Annotated in this window: 16 protein-coding genes; 12 read left to right on the top strand and 4 right to left on the bottom strand. The window is 62.0% G+C overall.

What is annotated here, in order from left to right:
• Positions 1-975, top strand: coding sequence for an aldo/keto reductase (locus IM737_RS10040; RefSeq protein WP_236899771.1), 975 nt, complete (start codon positions 1-3; stop codon positions 973-975).
• 42 nt (positions 976-1017) lie between these two features.
• On the opposite strand, the gene IM737_RS10035 is transcribed toward IM737_RS10040, so the two are convergent.
• Both IM737_RS10035 and IM737_RS10030 read right to left on the bottom strand, forming a co-directional pair.
• Positions 1018-1344, bottom strand: coding sequence for a BrnA antitoxin family protein (locus IM737_RS10035; RefSeq protein WP_236899770.1), 327 nt, complete (start codon positions 1342-1344; stop codon positions 1018-1020).
• The gene (locus IM737_RS10030) at positions 1286-1582 is read right to left on the bottom strand and encodes a BrnT family toxin (protein ID WP_236899769.1); all 297 of its coding nucleotides are present in this window, start codon (positions 1580-1582) and stop codon (positions 1286-1288) included. Before IM737_RS10030 ends, IM737_RS10035 begins: the two co-directional genes overlap by 59 nt.
• A 140-nt stretch (positions 1583-1722) precedes the next feature.
• Between IM737_RS10030 and IM737_RS10025 the strand changes: the two genes are divergently transcribed.
• The 4 genes from IM737_RS10025 to IM737_RS10010 all read left to right on the top strand — a co-directional run bounded on the left by IM737_RS10025 (position 1723) and on the right by IM737_RS10010 (position 7729).
• Entirely contained in the window at positions 1723-4629 is a 2907-nt protein-coding gene (locus IM737_RS10025; protein WP_236899768.1) for an insulinase family protein, read from the top strand.
• A 223-nt stretch (positions 4630-4852) separates the two neighbouring features.
• Positions 4853-5860 (top strand): ligase-associated DNA damage response exonuclease, encoded by a 1008-nt coding sequence (locus IM737_RS10020; RefSeq protein WP_236899767.1) that lies wholly within the window; start codon positions 4853-4855, stop codon positions 5858-5860.
• On the top strand, positions 5857-7434 hold the full coding sequence (locus tag IM737_RS10015; protein WP_236899766.1) for a cisplatin damage response ATP-dependent DNA ligase: 1578 nt from the start codon (positions 5857-5859) through the stop codon (positions 7432-7434). Before IM737_RS10020 ends, IM737_RS10015 begins: the two co-directional genes overlap by 4 nt.
• A 1-nt stretch (position 7435) precedes the next feature.
• Positions 7436-7729, top strand: coding sequence for a UvrB/UvrC motif-containing protein (locus IM737_RS10010; RefSeq protein WP_236899765.1), 294 nt, complete (start codon positions 7436-7438; stop codon positions 7727-7729).
• A gap of 145 nt (positions 7730-7874) precedes the next feature.
• Here the strand turns inward: IM737_RS10010 and IM737_RS10005 are convergent, their stop codons facing one another.
• Both IM737_RS10005 and IM737_RS10000 read right to left on the bottom strand, forming a co-directional pair.
• The gene (locus IM737_RS10005) at positions 7875-8267 is read right to left on the bottom strand and encodes a MerR family DNA-binding protein (protein ID WP_236899764.1); all 393 of its coding nucleotides are present in this window, start codon (positions 8265-8267) and stop codon (positions 7875-7877) included.
• Positions 8264-9976 carry a long-chain-fatty-acid--CoA ligase gene (locus IM737_RS10000; RefSeq protein ID WP_236899763.1) on the bottom strand — a complete coding sequence of 571 codons (1713 nt, stop codon included), beginning with the start codon at positions 9974-9976 and terminating at the stop codon, positions 8264-8266. The genes IM737_RS10005 and IM737_RS10000 overlap by 4 nt, the downstream gene beginning before the upstream one ends.
• Before the next feature lie 344 nt (positions 9977-10320).
• On the opposite strand from IM737_RS10000, the gene IM737_RS09995 reads away from it, so the two are divergent.
• From IM737_RS09995 to IM737_RS09965, 7 genes are all read left to right on the top strand, one after another.
• A complete protein-coding gene (locus tag IM737_RS09995; protein ID WP_236899762.1) occupies positions 10321-12789 on the top strand; it encodes an acyl-CoA dehydrogenase in 2469 nt (822 codons plus the stop codon).
• A 145-nt stretch (positions 12790-12934) separates the two neighbouring features.
• Positions 12935-14896 carry a 3-hydroxyacyl-CoA dehydrogenase NAD-binding domain-containing protein gene (locus IM737_RS09990; RefSeq protein WP_236899761.1) on the top strand — a complete coding sequence of 654 codons (1962 nt, stop codon included), beginning with the start codon at positions 12935-12937 and terminating at the stop codon, positions 14894-14896.
• 1 nt (position 14897) lies between these two features.
• Entirely contained in the window at positions 14898-16181 is a 1284-nt protein-coding gene (locus IM737_RS09985; protein ID WP_236899760.1) for an acetyl-CoA C-acetyltransferase, read from the top strand.
• Positions 16178-16339 carry a hypothetical protein gene (locus tag IM737_RS09980; protein ID WP_236899759.1) on the top strand — a complete coding sequence of 54 codons (162 nt, stop codon included), beginning with the start codon at positions 16178-16180 and terminating at the stop codon, positions 16337-16339. The genes IM737_RS09985 and IM737_RS09980 overlap by 4 nt, the downstream gene beginning before the upstream one ends.
• 42 nt (positions 16340-16381) lie before the next feature.
• Complete coding sequence (relB, locus tag IM737_RS09975) at positions 16382-16573, top strand: type II toxin-antitoxin system RelB family antitoxin (RefSeq protein WP_236899758.1); 192 nt, start codon at positions 16382-16384, stop codon at positions 16571-16573.
• The gene (locus IM737_RS09970) at positions 16530-16859 is read left to right on the top strand and encodes a type II toxin-antitoxin system RelE/ParE family toxin (RefSeq protein WP_336886240.1); all 330 of its coding nucleotides are present in this window, start codon (positions 16530-16532) and stop codon (positions 16857-16859) included. Before relB ends, IM737_RS09970 begins: the two co-directional genes overlap by 44 nt.
• 258 nt (positions 16860-17117) lie before the next feature.
• A complete protein-coding gene (locus IM737_RS09965; protein ID WP_442874200.1) occupies positions 17118-18728 on the top strand; it encodes a peptide ABC transporter substrate-binding protein in 1611 nt (536 codons plus the stop codon).
• Positions 18729-18772 lie beyond the last annotated feature (44 nt).

Below are 18772 nucleotides of genomic sequence, written 5' to 3'. Positions count from 1 at the left end.
ATGAAAACGCGGCGGTTGGGCAAGACGGGGTTTGAGGTTTCGGAAATCGGGCTGGGTTGCTGGCAGCTGGGTGGCGATTTCGGGCCGGTGGGGGACGAGACGGCGACAGCTATTCTCGATGCGGCCAACACTGCCGGCGTGACATTCTGGGACACGGCCGACGTCTATGGTGGCGGGCTGAGCGAGAGCCGGATTGGCGCGCATGGCAAGAGCCTTGGCGTGCATGTGGCGACCAAGCTGGGGCGCGGCAGCGGGTTGTTTCCCGACAACTATTCCAAGGATGGCATCAAGGCGAGCCTTGTGGGTTCGGCGCAGCGGCTGGGGGTCGAGACGCTCGATCTGGCGCAGCTACATTGCGTGCCGACGGCAGTTTTGCGCGATGGCCGGGTGTTCGGCTGGATGGACGAGCTCAAGGCCGAAGGACTGGTGCGGCATTGGGGCGCCAGCGTCGAGACGATCGAGGAAGGGTTGATCTGCCTCGAGCAGCCGGGCTGCGCGACGCTGCAGATCATCTTCAACCTGTTCCGCCAGGATGCGGCGAAGGATCTGCTGCCCAAGGCTGCGGCGCAGGATGTCGGCATTATCGTGCGGTTGCCGCTGGCGAGCGGCTTGCTGAGCGGCAAGTATGACAAGGATACGCGGTTCGAAGCGACCGACCACCGCAACTACAATGCCGATGGCAAAGCCTTCTCGGTTGGCGAGACATTCTCGGGACTGCCATTCGAGCGCGGCGTGGAACTGGTGGCCGAACTGCGCGGGCTGGCGCCGGAAGCACTGCCGATGAGTCAGTTTGCGCTGCGGTGGATTTTGGATCATCCGCAGGTGAGCACCGTGATCGCAGGAGTCAGCAAGCCGGCGCAACTGGCCGACAATGTTGCGGCAAGTGAGCAGAAGAGCCTGTTTCCGGCGCTGATGGGACAGTTGGGGGAGTGGTACGAGCGCGAGGTGAAGCCGGCGATACGGGGCGGAGTGTAACAACCGGCCCACAAGCTGACTATGTGAGCGTCCGATAGGTGCCTAGCGAGATGCTGCCCGACCCGGAGCTCTGTCGTCTTCCGGTGATGACGCCTCGCGTTCCCGCTGAGCTTTTACATAGGCCTTCAGCACATCCTGCATACGGGTAATGTGACCTTTGCCCTGTTGCTTGAAAAAGAAGAAAACCTCCGGATCAAGCTTGAGGTGAACGGAGGTCTTTCCCTGAGGATCGACCCACACCGCATTCTTCCAAAAGCTGTCGGGCAGGTCAGGGCCTTCGGGAGCATCGGGGTTGTGATAAAGTTCGCCTCTATCCTTCATGGCTCGTATCTCGGCCAACGTAGCCCGCTTGATATTTTCTTCGGTCACGTCGGCCTCCTTGCCAGGCGGAAATCAATCTGGTTCGTCCATCACGCTCTGCGTGAATGAGCACATAGCAGTTGCCATCTACCATGCCCGTCGACTTGAAACGTACCTCGCCATAGTCGAACCGAGAATCTGGCTCCGTCAGCACCCAGTTCTCGAAAATCAGCAAGGCTTCCAGTATATCAACCTTGTGCTTCTCAATATTTGAAAGTCGCTTCGCCTCGTCCCACTCGTAGTCCATGCGCCCCCACACACAGCCTTCCGGGATCAAAGTGTACACGAAAAGTGTACACTGTCAACGACACGCGACGCCCCTAGCGGATCGCTTGTCACGCCCCTACGTTGTTCCCAAACAACAAGACCCCTCCTTGAGTATCTCCCATGTCCCATCCTGCATTCGAACTGGTCCGCGACGAGCATATTGCGGAGGTCAATTCGCAGGCGCAGCTGTTCCGGCACAAGAAAACCGGCGCCGAGGTGCTCAGTCTCGTCAATGACGACGAGAACAAGGTGTTCGGCATTACCTTCAAGACGCCGCCGGAGGATTCGACGGGGATCGCGCATATCCTCGAGCATTCGGTGCTGTGCGGGAGCCGGAAATATCCGGTCAAGAAGCCGTTCGTGGAGCTGATCAAGGGATCGCTCAACACCTTCCTCAACGCCATGACCTTTCCGGACAAGACCGCCTATCCGGTGGCGAGCCAGAACCTCAAGGATTTCTACAACCTCGTCGATGTGTATCTCGACGCGGTGTTTTTTCCGCTGATATCAGAGGATACGTTCCGGCAGGAAGGGTGGCACTACGAGCTTGAGGATACGGCGAGCCCGCTGGTCTATAAGGGCGTGGTGTTCAACGAGATGAAGGGCGTGTTCCAATCGCCCGATGCTGTCATGCGGGATATTTCGCAGCGCTCGCTTTATCCCGATACAACCTATGGCATCAGCTCGGGCGGGGATCCCAAGGCGATCCCTGATCTGACCTATGCGCAGTTCAAGCGGTTTCACCAGACATTCTACCACCCGTCCAACACGCGGGCGTTTTTCTCGGGTGATGATAATGCGGCGCAGCGGCTGGCGATCCTCGACGAATATTTTTCGCAGTTCGAGCGGGCGCCTGTCGACGCGGAGGTGAAGCTGCAGCCACGCTTCAATGCGCCGCGGCAGATCGTGGCGACCTATGCCGGAACCAAGGACGAGGGCAAGGCGCGCGATGGCATGTTTTCGGTCAACTGGATGATCGATCCACCGGCAGATCGTACCGAGGCGCTGAGCCATGGCATGCTGAGCTATCTGCTGGCCGGCAATCCGGCTGCGCCCTTGCGCAAGGCGCTGACGGAGTCCGGGCTCGGCGAGGGCATGACCGGGGGCGGCATTGGCGGCGGCCTGCGGCAGCCTATGGCAAGCTTTGGCATGAAGGGGATCGATCCTGCCGATGGCGAAAGGGTCGAGGCGCTAATCCTGACGACGCTGGGCGAGATCGCCGAGAGAGGTTTTGCGGCCGATCAGTTGGAAGCTGCGGCCAATACGTTCGAGTTTTCGCTGCGCGAGAACAATACCGGGTCCTATCCGCGCGGCATGGTCTATATGTTCAACGCGCTGGGGACGTGGCTGCATGGCGGCGATCCGCTGGCGCCGCTGGCCTTTGAGGGAGCGCTGACCGCGCTGAAGGAGAAGGCGGGCAAGGGGCATTTCGAGAGCGAAATCCGCCGGCTTTTCCTCGACAACATGCATCGCACCACCGTGACATTGAGCGCTGACCCCGAGCAGGGCGCGCGCGAGGTGGCCAAGGAAGTCGACATCCTGGCAGGCGTTCGCGCCAGGCTGGACGAAAAGGCGCTGGAGACGACGGTTTCCGAGACCGAGAAGCTCAAGGCGCTGCAGGAAACCGTCGACGATCCGGCGCTGCTGGCCAAGATTCCGACGCTTACGCTGGGTGACCTGCCGCGCGAAAGTCGCACTATTCCGATCGATATTGGCACATTGGGCGATGTGCGGCTGTTCACCCATGACCTGCCGACGCTGGGGATCGTCTATCTCGACCTTGGTTTTGACCTGCATGTGCTCGACAAGGAGCTGCTGCCCTATCTGCCGCTGTTCGGGCGGGCGCTGCTGCAGACTGGTACGAGCAAGGAAGACTTTGTTTCCCTGACGCAGCGCATCGGGCGCTCGACGGGCGGCATTGCGCAGCATCGCGGGCTGTCGTCGCGGCAGGGCAGCGACGGCAGCGCCGCCTGGTTCTTCCTGTCGGGCAAGGCGGTGCCTGATAAAATCGAGGAGATGCTCGCCATCATGGGCGATGTGCTGCTTGATGCGCGGCTGGATAATCGCGAGCGGTTCAAGCAGATGGCGCTTGAGGAAAAGGCTGGGTTCGAGGCGCGGCTGGTACCATCGGGCAATGCGATCGTCGATACGCGGCTCAAGTCCGGGCTGACCGAGGCGAGCTGGATTGCCGAGCAGCTGGGCGGGGTGAGCTATCTGCAGTTCATTCGCGACCTGGTGAAGCGCGTGGATAGCGACTGGGATTCGGTCGAGGCCGCGCTGGTGCGCATTCGCGATACGCTGTTCAATCGCGGGCGGATGCTCGTCAACGTGACGGCCGATGCAACGCTGTGGGATCGGGCGCGGGGCGAGGTGGCCAGCTTCCTTGGCCGCATTCCGGACGCGATGCATGGCTTTGCCGACTGGAGCGTGGATTTTGCGCCCAGGTCGGAGGGGCTGATCATTCCGGCGCAGGTCAACTATGTGGGCAAGGGCGCTAACCTGCGGGCGCTTGGGTTTGAACTGACCGGCGCATCATCGGTGGTGCTGAAGTTCCTCAACACCACCTATCTTTGGGACAAGGTGCGGGTGCAGGGCGGGGCCTATGGCGGCTCGAGCCGGTTTGACCTGACGAGCGGGAACTTCAGCTTCCTCAGCTATCGCGATCCGAACCTGCTGAAGACGCTCGATGCGTATGACGGGGCGAGCAAGGCGCTTAATGCCGGTATCGGCGAGAACGACCTGACGCGGTCGATCATCGGGGTGATCGGCGATGTCGACGGGTATGAATTCCCCGATGCCAAGGGCTATTCGTCGATGTGGCGGCAGCTGACCGGGACGACGGACGCGATCCGGCAGCAGCGGCGGGATGAGATTTTGGGGACCACGGTCGCCGATTTCCGGCGCATGGCTGAGGCGGTGGAGGCGATCGCAAAGCACGGGCATGTGGTTGTGCTGGGTGGTGAGACGGCGATTTCGGCGGCAAATGACAAGCGGCCTGGGTTGCTTGAGGTGACGAAGGTTATGTGAGCGAATTGCGCTCGCTGGCGTGGCCTAACCGCCGCACGTCACCCTCGGGCTTGACCCGAGGGGTCTTCACTTGCTGAGAGTGCGAAAGGTACAGAGCCCTCGGGTCAAGCCCGAGGGTGACGACCGGTGGGTGGTACGACATTGGGGCCTGCTGACATCGCCTGACGCCGAAACAGTTATGGTGGCGTGAACCAGCCCCTGCCTGCACACGTTAGGGAGTCCCATGGCACCCCAGATACTCGATCGTAACCTGCATATCCGCGCTATCGACGCCTATATCGATCCGAGCGTGCCGCGGGAGCGGGCGATCATTACGCATGGGCATGCCGATCATGCGCGGTCGGGCCATGGGGCGGTGCTGGCGACGCCGGATACGATCGCCATCATGAAGACCCGCTATGGCGAGGATTGCGCGGGCAAGTTCGAGCCGCTGGATTTTGGCGTGCCGCTGCAGATCGACGATGTGACGATTACGCTGGTGCCGGCGGGGCATGTGCTGGGATCGGCGCAGGTGCTGGTGGAACAGGCCGGGCAGCGGGTTGTGGTGACGGGCGACTACAAACGACTGCCGGACCGGACGTCGCAGCCTTATGAACTGGTCGAGTGCGACCTGCTGGTCACCGAGGCGACGTTCGGGCTGCCGGTGTTTCAGCATCCCCATCCCAGGGTTGAGATTGCGCGGCTACTCAAGTCGGTCGCGGACCAGCCTCAGCGCTGCCACATGGTGGGATGTTATGCGCTGGGCAAGGCGCAGCGGGTCATCGGTCTGCTGCGCGATGCGGGGTGGGACCAGCCGATCTATCTGCATGGCGCGATGATCCGGCTGTGCGAGCTTTATGAGGAACTGGGCGTGACGCTGGGGACGCTGGCCCCGGCGACAGGGATGCCCAAGGCCGCCATGGCCGGGCAGATCGTGATCGCGCCGCCGGCGGCGATCCGCGATCGGTGGAGTCGGCGGTTTCCCGATCCGGTTACGTGCCAGGCGTCGGGCTGGATGAGCGTGAAGCAACGCGCAAGACAGGCACTGGTTGAATTGCCACTGGTGATTTCGGACCATTGCGACTGGGGCGAGCTGCAGCAGACGATCCGCGAGACTGGCGCCAAAACCGTGTGGGTGACGCATGGGCGCGAGGATGCGCTGGTCTATTGGTGCCGTCAGCAGGGACTGCAGGCCGAGCCACTCAATATCCAGGGCTTTGAGGACGATGGCGGGGAGGGCGCTGAGGAATGAAGCGCTTTGCCCAATTGCTCGAACTCTTGGCACTGACGCCGTCGCGGACGCGGAAGCTCACGGCGCTGACACAGTACTTTCGCGAGGTGCCGGACCCGGACAGGGGCTATGCGCTGGCAGTGCTGACCGGAGCGCTGACGTTTCGCAATGTGAAGCCGGCTCTGCTCAAGGACACCGTGCTTCGCGAAGTCGATCCGACGCTGTTCGCCATGAGCTATGACTATGTCGGAGACCTGGGCGAGACCATTGCGCTGATCTGGCCGCATCATGGAGCTGAGGGCGATCTGCCCGGTCTGACCGAGCTGATCGAGCTGTTCAATACGACGAGCAAGTCGGATTTACCGAAGCTGATCGCCGCCATGCTGACGCAAGCCGGGATCAATGAGCGCTGGGCGCTGGTGAAGCTGGCGACGGGGGCGTTGCGGATTGGTGTTTCGGCGCGGTTGGCCAAGACGGCGCTCAGTGAGATGAGTGGCGTCGACGTGCAGGAGATCGAGGAGGTGTGGCACGGGCTCAAGGTGCCCTATGCGGACCTGTTTGCCTGGCTCGATGGCAAGGCGCCGCGGCCTGATATCGATCAGTCGGCGCGGTTTCATCCGCTGATGCTGTCCAATCCGATCGACGAGGAGAAGGACCTGGCCAAGCTTGAACCTGGGGATTTTGCGGCAGAGTGGAAATGGGACGGGATACGGGTGCAACTGGTGCTGGGCGGGGGGACGGTGTCGCTGTTTTCGCGCACCGGCGACGACATCGCGGCGGCCTTTCCTGACATTGTCGAGAATGTTCACGGCCGGGCGGTGCTGGATGGCGAGCTACTGGTCGGTAAGGATTTCGAGCCGGGGAGCTTCAACGAGCTGCAGCAGCGGCTGAACAAGAAGGTGGCGTCGGCCAAGCACCTCAAGGAGTCGCCGGCCTTCATCCGGGTCTATGACATGTTGTTCGATGGACGCGACGACATCAGAACCCTGGAATGGACCGAACGGCGCAAGCGGCTGGAGGCCTGGTTTGCGGCCAATCCGCAGACGCGGCTGGACCTTTCGGAGGTGCTGCCGTTTGCGGATTGGGACGATCTGGCGCTGCAGCGGCGGCAAGGCGCCGATGAACACGGCCATGAGGGGGTGATGATTAAGCTGCGATCGTCGCCCTATGTGCCGGGGCGGCCCAAAGGGTATTGGTTCAAGTGGAAACGCGATCCCAATGTGGTGGATGCGGTGCTGATGTATGCGCAGCGCGGGCACGGAAAGCGGAGTTCGTTCTATTCCGACTACACGTTTGGCGTGTGGAAGGGGAATGAGATCGTGCCCATCGGTAAGGCCTATTTCGGCTTTACCGATGAAGAGCTGAAGCTGCTCGACAAGTGGATCAGGGCCAATACGCTGCAGGCGTTCGGGCCGGTGCGCGAGGTGAAGAAGGAACTGGTGTTCGAGGTGGCGTTCGACTCGGCGCAGGAGAGCACACGACACAAGTCGGGCGTGGCCCTGCGGTTTCCGCGGATCAGCCGAATCCGCTGGGACAAGCCGGCCGCCGAGGCGGGGACGCTGGAGGATATGATGGTGTTTGTGGGAGCGACTTAGGATGTCATCGCGATCCAACCATGAGCGCTTGGTGGCGCTGACCAAGCAGATGCAGGTGGCGGCCGAGGCGATGGATTTCGAACTGGCGACCCGCCTTCGCAACGAGATTGCGCGGCTCAAGGGCGAGGCGCCGGTGGCGCCAGGCGATGCGGATACGGTGACGGTCGGCCAACCGCCGCCAGGGGCGATGGGGCTGGGCACGCAGGTGCCGGTGCGGCAGCCGCCCAAGGGCTGGGTGAAGCCGAAGAAGCCGGATCTGATGACGAAGAATGTGAAGCCGCGGGGTGGGAAGTAGATTGTGCCACGCCCTCGTGGTTCGAGGCTCGCGAAGTGCTCGCACCTCACCATGAGGGCTAATGGAACACTGCATCAGGAGCAGCCCTCATGGTGAGGTGCGCTTCTTCAGCGCCTCGAACCACGGAGGGCGTGGCACAATGCGGCTACCCCGCCTTCGCCATCCGCTCTCCAGCCAGCTTCCGGATCTCCCGCAGTTCCGAAATGGTCGTTTCCAGATCATCGCGCTGACGCTCCAATGAGGCCAGGCGTTCGTCCACCTTGGCAGTCAGCAGGTTGACTTGCTGGGACCGGTTGGCGTCGTAGAGGCTCAAATAATCGGAGATGTCGCGCAACGAAAAACCGAGACGTTTGCCGCGGAGGATGAGGATCAGCCTTGCGCGGTCGCGGCGGCGGAAGATGCGGGTGGCGCCGACGCGTTCGGGGGCGAGCAGGCCCTTGGCTTCGTAGAAGCGGATAGCGCGGGTCGAGATGCCGAATTCCTTGGCCAGGTCGGCAATGGCGAAGAGATCGCGGTTTTCGGGCTCGGGGCGGTTCACTTCTTGGCCTTCATTTCTGCATATTCCACCCGGAGCTCTTTCTTGCTGAGCTTGCCGATCAGGGTCTTGGGCAGGGCATCCTTGAAGACGATGTCGCGGGGCATTTCGATCTTGCTGATGTGGTCGGCAAGGAAAGTCTTGAGATCGGCTTCGGTCGCTGTCTGGCCGGTCTTGAGCTTGACGAAGGCGACCGGGGCCTCGCCGCGATAGCTGTCGGGCACGCCGATGACGTTGGTTTCATCGATGGCAGGATGGGTCATCAGGGCCTCTTCGATGATGCGCGGATAAATCTTGAAGCCTGAGCAGATGATCAGGTCCTTGATGCGGTCGACGAGGAAGACATAGCCGTCTTCATCCATGTGACCGACGTCGCCGGTGCGCAGCCAGCCGTCCTGGAAGGCGGTGCGGGTTGCTTCTTCGTCGTTGTAATAGCCGGTCATGACCTGGGGCCCCTTGACCTGCAACTCGCCATTTTCGCCCGTTCCGACCACCTTGCCGCTATCGGCATCGACGAAGCGGATATCGGTGCCGGGCAGGGGCATGCCGATGGACATGGGCTTGGATGCCTTGCGCAGGGCGGCGCAGCAGACGACAGGGGAGGCTTCGGTGAGCCCGTAGCCCTCGGCCAACAGGGCGTCGGACTTCTTTTTGAACTCGTTGCGGATTTCGTCGCTGAGGGCGGCGCCACCAGAGATGGCGACTTCGATGCTGCTCAGATTATCGCGGGTGGCGCTGTCGGCGCGGGCGATAGCGGTCAGCAGGGTCGGAACGGCAGGCAGGACATTGGCGCGGGTGCGGACCAGCAAAGCCAACAGGTCCTTGAGGTCGAAGCGCGGCAGCATGATGACCTGGGTGCCGTTGCACAGCGGCACGTTCATGCAGACGGTCATCGCGAAGATATGGAAGAAGGGCAGTACCGCCACGACCTTGGAGCGCGAATAGAACAGGCCATCGCCCCATTTGTCGATCTGGGACATGTTGGCAGCGATATTGGCGTGGGTCAGCATGGCGCCGCGCGGAATGCCGGTGGTGCCGCCAGTATATTGCTGGACCGCGATATCCTTCGTCGCGTCGATGACGACAGCGTCGGGCGTCTCGTGGCGGGAGAGCATCTGGTCGAAATGGGTGATGCGGTCGGCAATGCGGGACGCGAGTGTTTTGGACAGGTCCTTGCGCTTGACGATGGAGTAAAGAACCTTCTTGACCAGCGGCAGCGCGTCGGGGAAGTGGCAGACCACGACCGACTTGATGTGACCGGCATCGACCAGGGCTTCGGCCTTTTCGAAGATCAGCTTGAGATCGAGCGTGACCATCACGTCGGCATCGGCGTTGGCGGCGATCTGGCTCAGTTCCACGACGGTATAGAGCGGATTGCAATTGACCACCGTGCCGCCAGCTCGCAGCACGCCGTAATAGGCGATGGGGTAGAAGGGCGTATTGGGCAGCATCAGCATGACGCGCGTGCCCTTGGTGACGCCGAACTGGCGCTGCAATGCGCCGGCAAAGGCGATGATCTTCTTGGCCAGGTCACCAAAACTGGTGGTGGAGCCGAGGAAATCGAGCGCCGGGGCGGACGGGTTTTTCGCACAAGCCGCCAGCACCTGCTCATGAACCGGGCGGGTGTCGATGGCGACATCCCAGGCGATACCATCAGGGTAGCTGGCTATCCAGGGGCGCGAGGGGGCGGCGGTATCGATCGTCGTATCCATGGCGTTTCCTCCGGTGTGCCGATTTTCGGCGCATGGGCTTGTCGCCCTTTGTGTGACGAATATTTCACGGCTTTACGTTAGCGTCAAACAACTGTCCGAACTTTGGGAGGGGTCGGGCGTTGACGTACAGGGCAGGGAAGCGCCACATCACCTATACGTAAACGGCGTTTGGTTGACGTATACGTAAAGCTTGCTAAACTGACCTCAACAATATCAGGCCATCGCGCTATGATCCCGGCGCGGCAGGCCCAACGACCAAGCCGAACGATTCGGCCACCGGTCTGACGTTCTGGGATGAGTTGCTCCGCCCGAGCTGGCGTGAGCGACGCCATGGAGGGCACGCCGTGACTCTTGCGCTTATCGCGATCAGCCTCGTCATCTTCGCCGTTCTGGCCCTGCGGGAAAGTCCGCTGTGGCAATGGGGCGTGGCGGTTGTGATGATCGGGCTACTGTCCGGGGTCGATTTCCCGGGTACCGGGGTCAGCTATGGGCTAGGCGGCGGCAGCTGGGTGTTGCTGATCATTGGCGTCATCATGCTGGCGCTAAGTGTCGAAGCGATCCGCAAGCCGGTACTGGTCACGCCCATCTATGGCGCCGTCAAATCCATCCTGCCGCGCGTGAGCCGCACCGAGCAGGAAGCGCTTGATGCCGGTACGGTCGGGTGGGATGCGGAGCTGTTTTCGGGCCGTCCTGATTGGGCCAAGCTCAATGCGATCCGGCCGCTGACGCTGACAGCGGAAGAGCAGGCATTTCTCGACAACGAGACCGAAGTTGCCTGCTCGATGATCGATGACTGGGACATCCGCAACAATCGCGCCGATCTGTCGCCCGCGCTTTGGCAGTATCTTAAGGACAAGGGCTTCCTGGGCATGCTGATCGCCAAGGAGCATGGCGGGCTGGGTTTTGGCGCGCAGGCACAGTCGATGATCGTTTCCAAGATCGCCAGTCGCTCGGTGGCGGCGGGCATCACGGTGATGGTGCCCAACTCGCTCGGGCCGGGCGAGCTGCTGGAAAAATACGGCACGCATGAGCAGAAAGAGAAATATCTCGGGCGCCTGGCCAAGGGGCTGGAAGTGCCGTGCTTTGCGCTGACCGGTGTGCATTCGGGTTCGGACGCCGGTGGCATGCGCGACTATGGCACGGTCACCAAGGGCCTGTATCAGGGCAAGGAAGTGCTGGGCGTAAAGCTCAGCTTCGACAAGCGCTACATCACGTTGGCGCCAATCGCCACGCTGGTGGGCCTGGCCTTCATCCTGCAGGATCCGGATAATCATCTTGGCCGCGGCAAGGAGATCGGCATCACGCTGGCTTTGGTGCCGCATGACCATCCGGGCGTCGATATCGGCCGCCGGCACTATCCTGCGCGGCAGGCCTTCATGAACGGGCCGGTGCGCGGCAGGGACGTGTTCATTCCGATGGAGTTCCTGATCGGCGGCACGGACTATGCCGGGCAGGGCTGGCGCATGCTGATGGAGTGCCTGTCGACCGGGCGCGCCATCTCGCTGCCGGCCATCGGCTCGATCTCGATCAAGCAGACGCTCCGCACCACCTCTGCTTATGCGCGGGTGCGGCGGCAGTTCGGCATTCCGGTTGGGATCATGGAAGGTGTGGCGGAGCCGCTCGGCGAAATGGTCAAGCGCGCCTATACCTATGAGGCATCGCGCCGGCTGACGGCGTCGATGGTGGATGAGGGTCAGCGGCCGGCGGTGATTTCGGCGCTGCTGAAGTATCGCACCACCGAAGCGATGCGCGAGAGCATGGACGATGCTTTCGATATCCATGGTGGCCGCGCCATCCAGGACGGGCCGAGCAACTATCTGTTCGGCGCCTATATGGCGCTGCCGGTGGCCATCACGGTGGAGGGCGCCAACATCCTGACACGCACGCTGATGACTTTTGCCCAGGGCGTGCTGCGGGCGCATCCGTTCCTCTACAAGGAAATCGAGGCGGCGCAGAACAAGGACCGTAAGCAGGGGCTGGACCAGTTCGACGTTGCGTTTGGCGGGCATACCAAGTTCATGCTCCGCAATATCGCGGCGAGCTTCCTGCATGGCATGTCGAATGGGGCCTTTGCCTCGACGCCAAACCAGGGGCCGATGGCCGGATGGTATCGGAAGCTGCATCGCTATTCGCAGGATTTCGCGCTGGTGGCCGATTGGACCACGGTGTTCCTGGGCGGCCAGCTCAAGCGCAAGCAGAAGATAAGTGGCCGCATGGCCGATATCTTGGGCGACCTCTATCTGATGTCGGCGACGTTGCGCCGCTTCGAGGACGAGGGCCAGATCGCCGAGGACAAGCCGCTGGTCGATGCGATCATGGAAGACCTGATCGCCTCCATCGAGAAGAGCCTGGGCGAAGTGTTCGCCAACTTCCCGAACCCGATGTTTGCCTGGGCCATGCGCTTCCTGTGCTTCCCGCTGGGGCGGCATGCCAAGCGGGCTTCGGATCGCGTGAACTATCGCTTCGTGCGGGCGGTGCTGCGGCCCGGTGCATTCCGCGACCGGCTGACCACGGGCGCCTATGTGTCGATGGACCCGAACGACATCACCGGCGTGCTTGAGGATGCGCTGCTCAAGGTGACCGAGGCCGAGGAGATCGAGGCCAAGTTCGTCAAGGCGGCGCGCAAGGGCGTGATCGAACGCCGGCTGGATCGCGATGCGATCGACGATGCGGTGGCGGCCGGCGTGCTGAGTGGGAACGAGGCCGGGATCATGCGGGCCGCCGATGAGGCGACCGATCGCGTGGTGGCGGTGAATGATTTCGCGGCGGATGAGCTGGCGGGTGAGCGGGCTCAGAAGGTGGCGGCGGAATAGGTGCCACGCCCTCGTGGTTCGAGGCTCGCGAAGAGCTCGCACCTCACCATGAGGGCTACTTTGAAATGGCGTTCCCAGTAGCCCTCATGGTGAGGCGGGAGCGCAGCGACCCTCGAACCACGAGGGCGTGGCTAGAGGAGCAAATATGATCCAGCCGCAGATGCCTGAAACCAAGCATTGGAGCTTTCACCGCGATGTGGAAAATCTGGGCTGGCTTACGATCAATACGCCCGGTGCGCCGGTCAACACGCTAAGCCGCGAGGCGATCATGGAGCTCGAAACGCTGGTGACGCGGTTCGAGGAACTGGGGCAGAGCGACGAGCTGGCGGGGGTGATCCTGCTGTCGGGCAAGGATAGCGGCTTTATCGCCGGTGCCGATGTCAGCGAGTTCGATGCGATGAGCGATTTTTCGGTGCTGCCGGAGGCGCTTAAGCGAACGCATGCGATTTTTGCGCGGATTGAAGCGCTGAATATCCCTGTTGTTGCAGGCATCCACGGCTTCTGTCTGGGCGGCGGCCTCGAGCTGGCTTTGGCCTGCCATTATCGCGTCGCGGTTAATGACGACAAGACGCGCATCGGTTTCCCCGAGGTCGGGCTGGGGATTTTCCCGGGTTTTGGCGGTACGGGTCGGTCGATCCGGCAGGCGGGACCGGTCGATGCCATGCAGATCATGCTCACCGGGCGGATGCTCAAGGCTGGCGCCGCACGCGGCCTGAACCTGGTCGACAAGCTGGTGCGCCATCGCGACATGCTGCGCTGGGAAGCGCGCAAGGCGGTGATGCAGAAGCGCAAGGCAGGCGAAGCGGGCTGGACCAAGAAGGTGATGGCCGTCGGGCTGTTGCGCGAATATGTCGCCAACAAGATGCGCGACGAGGCCAAGAAGAAGGCGCGCAAGGAGCATTATCCCGCGCCATTCGCGCTGATCGACCTGTTTGAAAAGCATGGCAATGACTGGCAGGCGATGATCCGCGGCGAGATCGATGCCTTCGTGCCGCTGATGGGGAGCGATACGGCGACCAATCTGCGGCGGGTGTTCTTTGCCTCTGAAGCGCTCAAGAAGCAGGGTGCCAAGGGCGTCAAGTTCGCTCGGGTGCATGTGATCGGCGCCGGTGTGATGGGCGGTGACATTGCCGCCTGGTGCGCTCTGCGCGGCATGAGCGTGACGCTGCAGGATATCGACATGGAGCGCATCAAGCCGGCGCTCGACCGCGGCAAGAAGCTGTTCAAGAAGCGGCTGAAGAAGAAGCACGAGGTCGATGCCGCGGTGCTGCGGCTCGAGGCCGATCCCAAGGGCAAGGGCGTGTCGCGTGCCGATGTGATCATCGAGGCGGTGGTGGAGAAGCTTGAGGTCAAGCAGTCGATCTTCAGCGGGCTCGAGGGCAAGCTCAAGCCGGGCGCGATCATGGCGACCAATACGTCCTCGATCGAGCTGGAGCGCATTGCCGAGGCGCTCAAGGATCCGGCGCGGCTGATCGGGCTGCATTTCTTCAATCCGGTGGCACAGCTGCCGTTGGTGGAGGTGATCCGCTCGACGTTCAATACCGACGCCGAAATCGGCAAGGGCGCGGCGTTTGCGCTGGCCATCGGCAAGTCGCCCGTCGTGGTGAAGTCGGCGCCGGGGTTCCTCGTGAACCGCGTGCTGATGCCCTACATGCTGGGTGCGGTGCAGCGGGTGGAAGCCGGCGAAAGCAAGGAATTGCTCGACGCGGCGGCTGTGGCTTTCGGCATGCCGATGGGGCCGATCGAGTTGATGGATACGGTTGGGCTCGATGTCGGCAAGTCGGTGGCGACGGAACTGGGGCATGCCGTGCCGATCGAGAGCAAGTTCGCGACGCTGGTCAGCGAAGGCAAGCTCGGTCGCAAAACCGGCGAGGGCTTCTACAAATGGGTGGATGGCAAGGCGCAGAAGGGCGAGACGCCCGCGCATGCTGATCTGGCGGCCTTGGGTCGTGAACTGGTCAAGCCGCTGGTCGATATGACCGAGGTGGTGGTGGCCGAAGGCGTGGTCGCCAATGCCGACCTTGCCGATATTGGCGTGATCATGGGAACGGGCTTTGCGCCGTTCCTCGGCGGCCCGATGCGCGCACGAAAAGACGGGAAAGCATAACATGGCTGAAATCAGGAAAGTCGCGATCGTCGGTTCGGCGCGCATCCCGTTTGCGCGTGGCAATACGGCCTATGTGGAAGAGACCAATCTCTCCATGCTGGGCACCGTGCTCAGTGGGCTGGCCGACAAGTATGGGCTCAAGGGAGAGAAGATCGACGAGGTGATGGCGGGGGCCGTCATCGGGCATTCGCGCGATTTCAACATTGCGCGCGAGGCCAGCCTTGATGCCGGATTGTCCCCGCGGACGCCAGGGACGACGATGCAGATCGCCTGCGGCACGAGTCTCCAAGCCGCGCTGACGCTGGGGGCCAAGATCGCCAGCGGCGAGATCGACAGCGGTATTGCGGCCGGGTCGGACACGGTGAGCGACAGCCCGATCGTGTTCGGCAACAAGTTCCAGCATCGCATGATCGATCTCAGCAAGGCGCGGAGCGCCAAGGAGAAGTTTGGTGCGTTCAAGGGATTTTCGTTTGGCGAGCTGACGCCAGTGGCGCCCTCGGTCAACGAGCCGCGGACCGGCATGTCGATGGGCCAGCATTGCGAGCTGATGGCCCGCGAATGGGGCATCACCCGCGAGGCACAGGATGCGCTGGCGGTGGCGAGCCACAAGAATGCGGCCAAGGCCTATGACGAGGGGTTCCACGATGACCTGCTGGTGCAATGCGCCGGGCTGGTGCGCGACAATAATGTGCGGGCCGATGCCAATCTCGAAAAGATGGCGACGCTGAAGCCGGCTTTCGACAAGAATTCCGGCAATGGCACGCTGACCGCCGGCAATTCGACGCCGTTGACCGATGGGGCCTCATCGGTATTGCTGGCGAGCGAGGACTGGGCCAAGGCGCGCGGGCTGCCGGTGCTGGCTTATCTCACCATGGGACGGGTCGCGGGCAATGATTTTGCCCATGGCGAGGGGCTGCTGATGGCGCCGACCATTGCGGTGAGCGAGATGCTGGCGCGTGCGGGGCTGACCTTCGACCAGATCGACTATTTCGAGCTGCATGAGGCTTTCGCTGCGCAGGTGCTGTCGACGCTCAAGGCGTGGACGGATGCCGATTATTGCCGCGATGTGCTGGGTCGCGACACGCCGCTGGGGGCGATCGATCCTGCCAAGATCAACGTCAAGGGTTCGAGCCTGGCTTACGGGCACCCCTTTGCCGCGACCGGGGCGCGCATTCTGGGGCTCACCGCTAAACTGCTATCGACCGAACCCGGCAAGCGGGCGCTGATTTCAGTGTGCACGGCTGGTGGGCAAGGCGTCACGGCTCTGGTAGAAAGTGCGGCATGAGCGATAACGTCGTCAAATTCCGCCCGATCGAGAAGAAGCCCGAGCCGCCGGTGAAGAAGCCGCGCGGCCCGGTGCCGGGCTGGGTGCCGTTCGTGGTGCTGGTTGCGCTGGCCGTAGCGATCTATTTCGCGCGGCAGGCCGGGTTGCTCGGTAGTTGACAGCGCAGCGCTTCGTGCCAAGCTAAGGAGCAGGAGGTCGCAATGGCCAAGAAGCTCGATCCGATCATTTCGGAATTCGATACGCAGGAACAGGCTGAAAGCTACGATCGCTGGTTCCGGGCGAAAGTGGAGAAGTCCCTCGCTGATCCACGTCCCGGCATTCCCCATGACCAAGTGATGGCAGAACTCGATGCCATCATCGCTGCGGCCGAAGCGCGGAAGAAGACCGCCTGAAGCGATGGAGATCATATGGTCGCCTGAGGCTCAAGGCGAAGTTCAGGCTATCGTCGCCTACATCGCTGACTTTGATCCTGTGGCCGCGCGGGACATCAGGCTGCGGTTGGAGGCAGTGGTCCTGCCGCTTGCTGAGCATCCATACCTGTTCCGCAGCGGACGGGTGCTCGGGACGAGAGAGCTTGTCGTGAGTCCCAACTATATTATTGTCTACCGAGTGACGGATCACGTGAGGATCGTTTCGGTCCTTCATGCCCGGCAGGAATATCCCTCACCGCGCCCGTAGCACGCCATTCCCCCAATCGTGAACGCCGCGCAAAGCGGTTGCTGCCAACCGCCCGTGCACAGTGTGTTAATAATTCGGCCAGGCTTGACGCTTAGGTCAATGTTTTGCTTGTCAGTGGACGGAATATCGGAATACCGTCCAGCAATCTTGACCGGGGGGTAAAAACTCCCGGCCACAGACCATTGAACGCTGCGGCATTGCGACCGCAGGACAAAGACGATTTCAGGACTTCCACAAGGAGATGGGACGAGCATGAAAATCACTCAAACCCTCAAGGCCGTAACGACGGCCGGCGCCATTGCGCTGCTGATGAGCTCGGCGGCTTCCGCCGTGACGCTCAACATGATGAACGGCTCCGAGCCCGGCTCGATCGATCCGCATCAGGCTTCGGGCGACTGGGAAAACCGCATTATCGGTGACTATATCGAAGGCCTGATGGCCGAAGATGCCGACGCCAATGCCATTCCGGGCCAGGCCGAGAGCTACACCGTTTCTGATGATGGTCTGGTCTATACGTTCAAGCTGCGCGATGGCATCCAGTGGTCTGACGGCACTCCGGTGACCGCAGGCGATTTCGTGTTTGCCTTCCAGCGCCTGTTCAACCCGGCGACCGCTTCGGACTATGCGTATCTCCAGTTCCCGATCAAGAATGGTTCGGAAATTGCCGAAGGCACCGTGACCGATTTCAACGAGCTGGGCGTCAAGGCCATCGACGACAAGACCGTCGAAATCACCCTCGAAGGCCCGACCCCGTTCTTCCTCCAGGCCCTGACGCACTACACCGCCTATCCCGTGCCAAAGCATGTGATCGACGCCGTCGGCGACGACTGGACCAAGATCGAGAACATCGTTGGCAACGGCCCCTACACCCCCACCGAGTGGGTGCCGGGCAGCTACATCAAGTCGGTCAAGTCCGAGACCTATTGGGATGCCGCCAATGTCCAGATCGACGAAGTGAATTACTTCGTGCAGGACGACCTGGCCGCCGCCCTGTCGCGTTATCGCGCCGGTGAATACGACATTCTGACCGACATTCCGTCCGACCAAGCCGAGTGGATCAAGACCAACCTGCCGGGCCAGGACTATTTCGCTCCGTTCCTGGGCGTCTATTACTATGTCATCAATCAGGAAAAGCCCCCGTTTGAGAATGCCGACGTGCGCAAGGCCCTGTCGATGGCCATCAACCGCGACGTGATCGGTCCTGACGTGCTGGGCACCGGTGAAGTGCCGGCTTATGGCTGGGTCCCGCCGGGCACTGCCAACTATGAAGGCGTCGAGCCCTATCAGCCCGAGTGGATCGGCCTCTCCTATGAAGAGCGCGTTGCCGAGGCCAAGGCGATCATGGAAGGCCTGGGTTATACCGCCGAGACACCGCTGACGCTGCAGCTCAAGTACAACACCAACGACAACCACCAGCGCATCGCCGTGGCGATCACCTCGATGTGGGAACAGATCGGCGTCAAGGCCGAGCTGTTCAACTCGGAAACTGCCGTGCACTACGACAGCCTGCGTGCCGGCGACTTCGAAGTTGGCCGTGCCGGCTGGCTTTTGGACTATTCGGATCCGTCCAACACGCTTGACCTGCTGCGCCAGCCCATCGAACAGGATGGCACGATGAACTGGGGCAACAACTACGGCCGCTATTCCAGTGACGAGTTCGAGGCCCTGGTAGATCAGGCAACCACCGAGCAGGACCTGGCCGCCCGCGCCAAGATGCTCGGCGATGCCGAGAAGATCGCCATGGACGCGACCGCTGCGATCCCGATCTACTGGTACATCGCCCAGAACGTGGTTTCGCCCAAGGTTACCGGCTTCGTGAGCAACGCTGCGGACATTCACCGCACCCGTTGGCTGGCCAAGTCCGAGTAAGCCCATAGAACCGGCGGCGTCGCCCCTTTGGGAGGGCGGCGCCG

Source organism: Devosia sp. SL43 (genome assembly GCF_021729885.1).
GTDB lineage: Bacteria > Pseudomonadota > Alphaproteobacteria > Rhizobiales > Devosiaceae > Devosia.
Note: the sequence above shows the minus strand (reverse complement) of the source record. Positions and strands in the feature narration are given on the sequence as shown.

What these genes read in the sequence shown, in the direction of transcription:
- IM737_RS10040 (WP_236899771.1), top strand. Translation starts at nt 1, where the DNA reads ATGAAAACGCGGCGGTTGGGCAAGACGGGGTTTGAGGTTTCGGAAATC.
- IM737_RS10030 (WP_236899769.1), bottom strand. Translation starts at nt 1,582, where the DNA reads ATGGACTACGAGTGGGACGAGGCGAAGCGACTTTCAAATATTGAGAAG.
- IM737_RS10025 (WP_236899768.1), top strand. Translation starts at nt 1,723, where the DNA reads ATGTCCCATCCTGCATTCGAACTGGTCCGCGACGAGCATATTGCGGAG.
- IM737_RS10020 (WP_236899767.1), top strand. Translation starts at nt 4,853, where the DNA reads ATGGCACCCCAGATACTCGATCGTAACCTGCATATCCGCGCTATCGAC.
- IM737_RS10015 (WP_236899766.1), top strand. Translation starts at nt 5,857, where the DNA reads ATGAAGCGCTTTGCCCAATTGCTCGAACTCTTGGCACTGACGCCGTCG.
- IM737_RS10010 (WP_236899765.1), top strand. Translation starts at nt 7,436, where the DNA reads ATGTCATCGCGATCCAACCATGAGCGCTTGGTGGCGCTGACCAAGCAG.
- IM737_RS10000 (WP_236899763.1), bottom strand. Translation starts at nt 9,976, where the DNA reads ATGGATACGACGATCGATACCGCCGCCCCCTCGCGCCCCTGGATAGCC.
- IM737_RS09990 (WP_236899761.1), top strand. Translation starts at nt 12,935, where the DNA reads ATGATCCAGCCGCAGATGCCTGAAACCAAGCATTGGAGCTTTCACCGC.
- IM737_RS09985 (WP_236899760.1), top strand. Translation starts at nt 14,898, where the DNA reads ATGGCTGAAATCAGGAAAGTCGCGATCGTCGGTTCGGCGCGCATCCCG.
- IM737_RS09980 (WP_236899759.1), top strand. Translation starts at nt 16,178, where the DNA reads ATGAGCGATAACGTCGTCAAATTCCGCCCGATCGAGAAGAAGCCCGAG.
- relB (WP_236899758.1), top strand. Translation starts at nt 16,382, where the DNA reads ATGGCCAAGAAGCTCGATCCGATCATTTCGGAATTCGATACGCAGGAA.
- IM737_RS09970 (WP_336886240.1), top strand. Translation starts at nt 16,530, where the DNA reads ATGCCATCATCGCTGCGGCCGAAGCGCGGAAGAAGACCGCCTGAAGCG.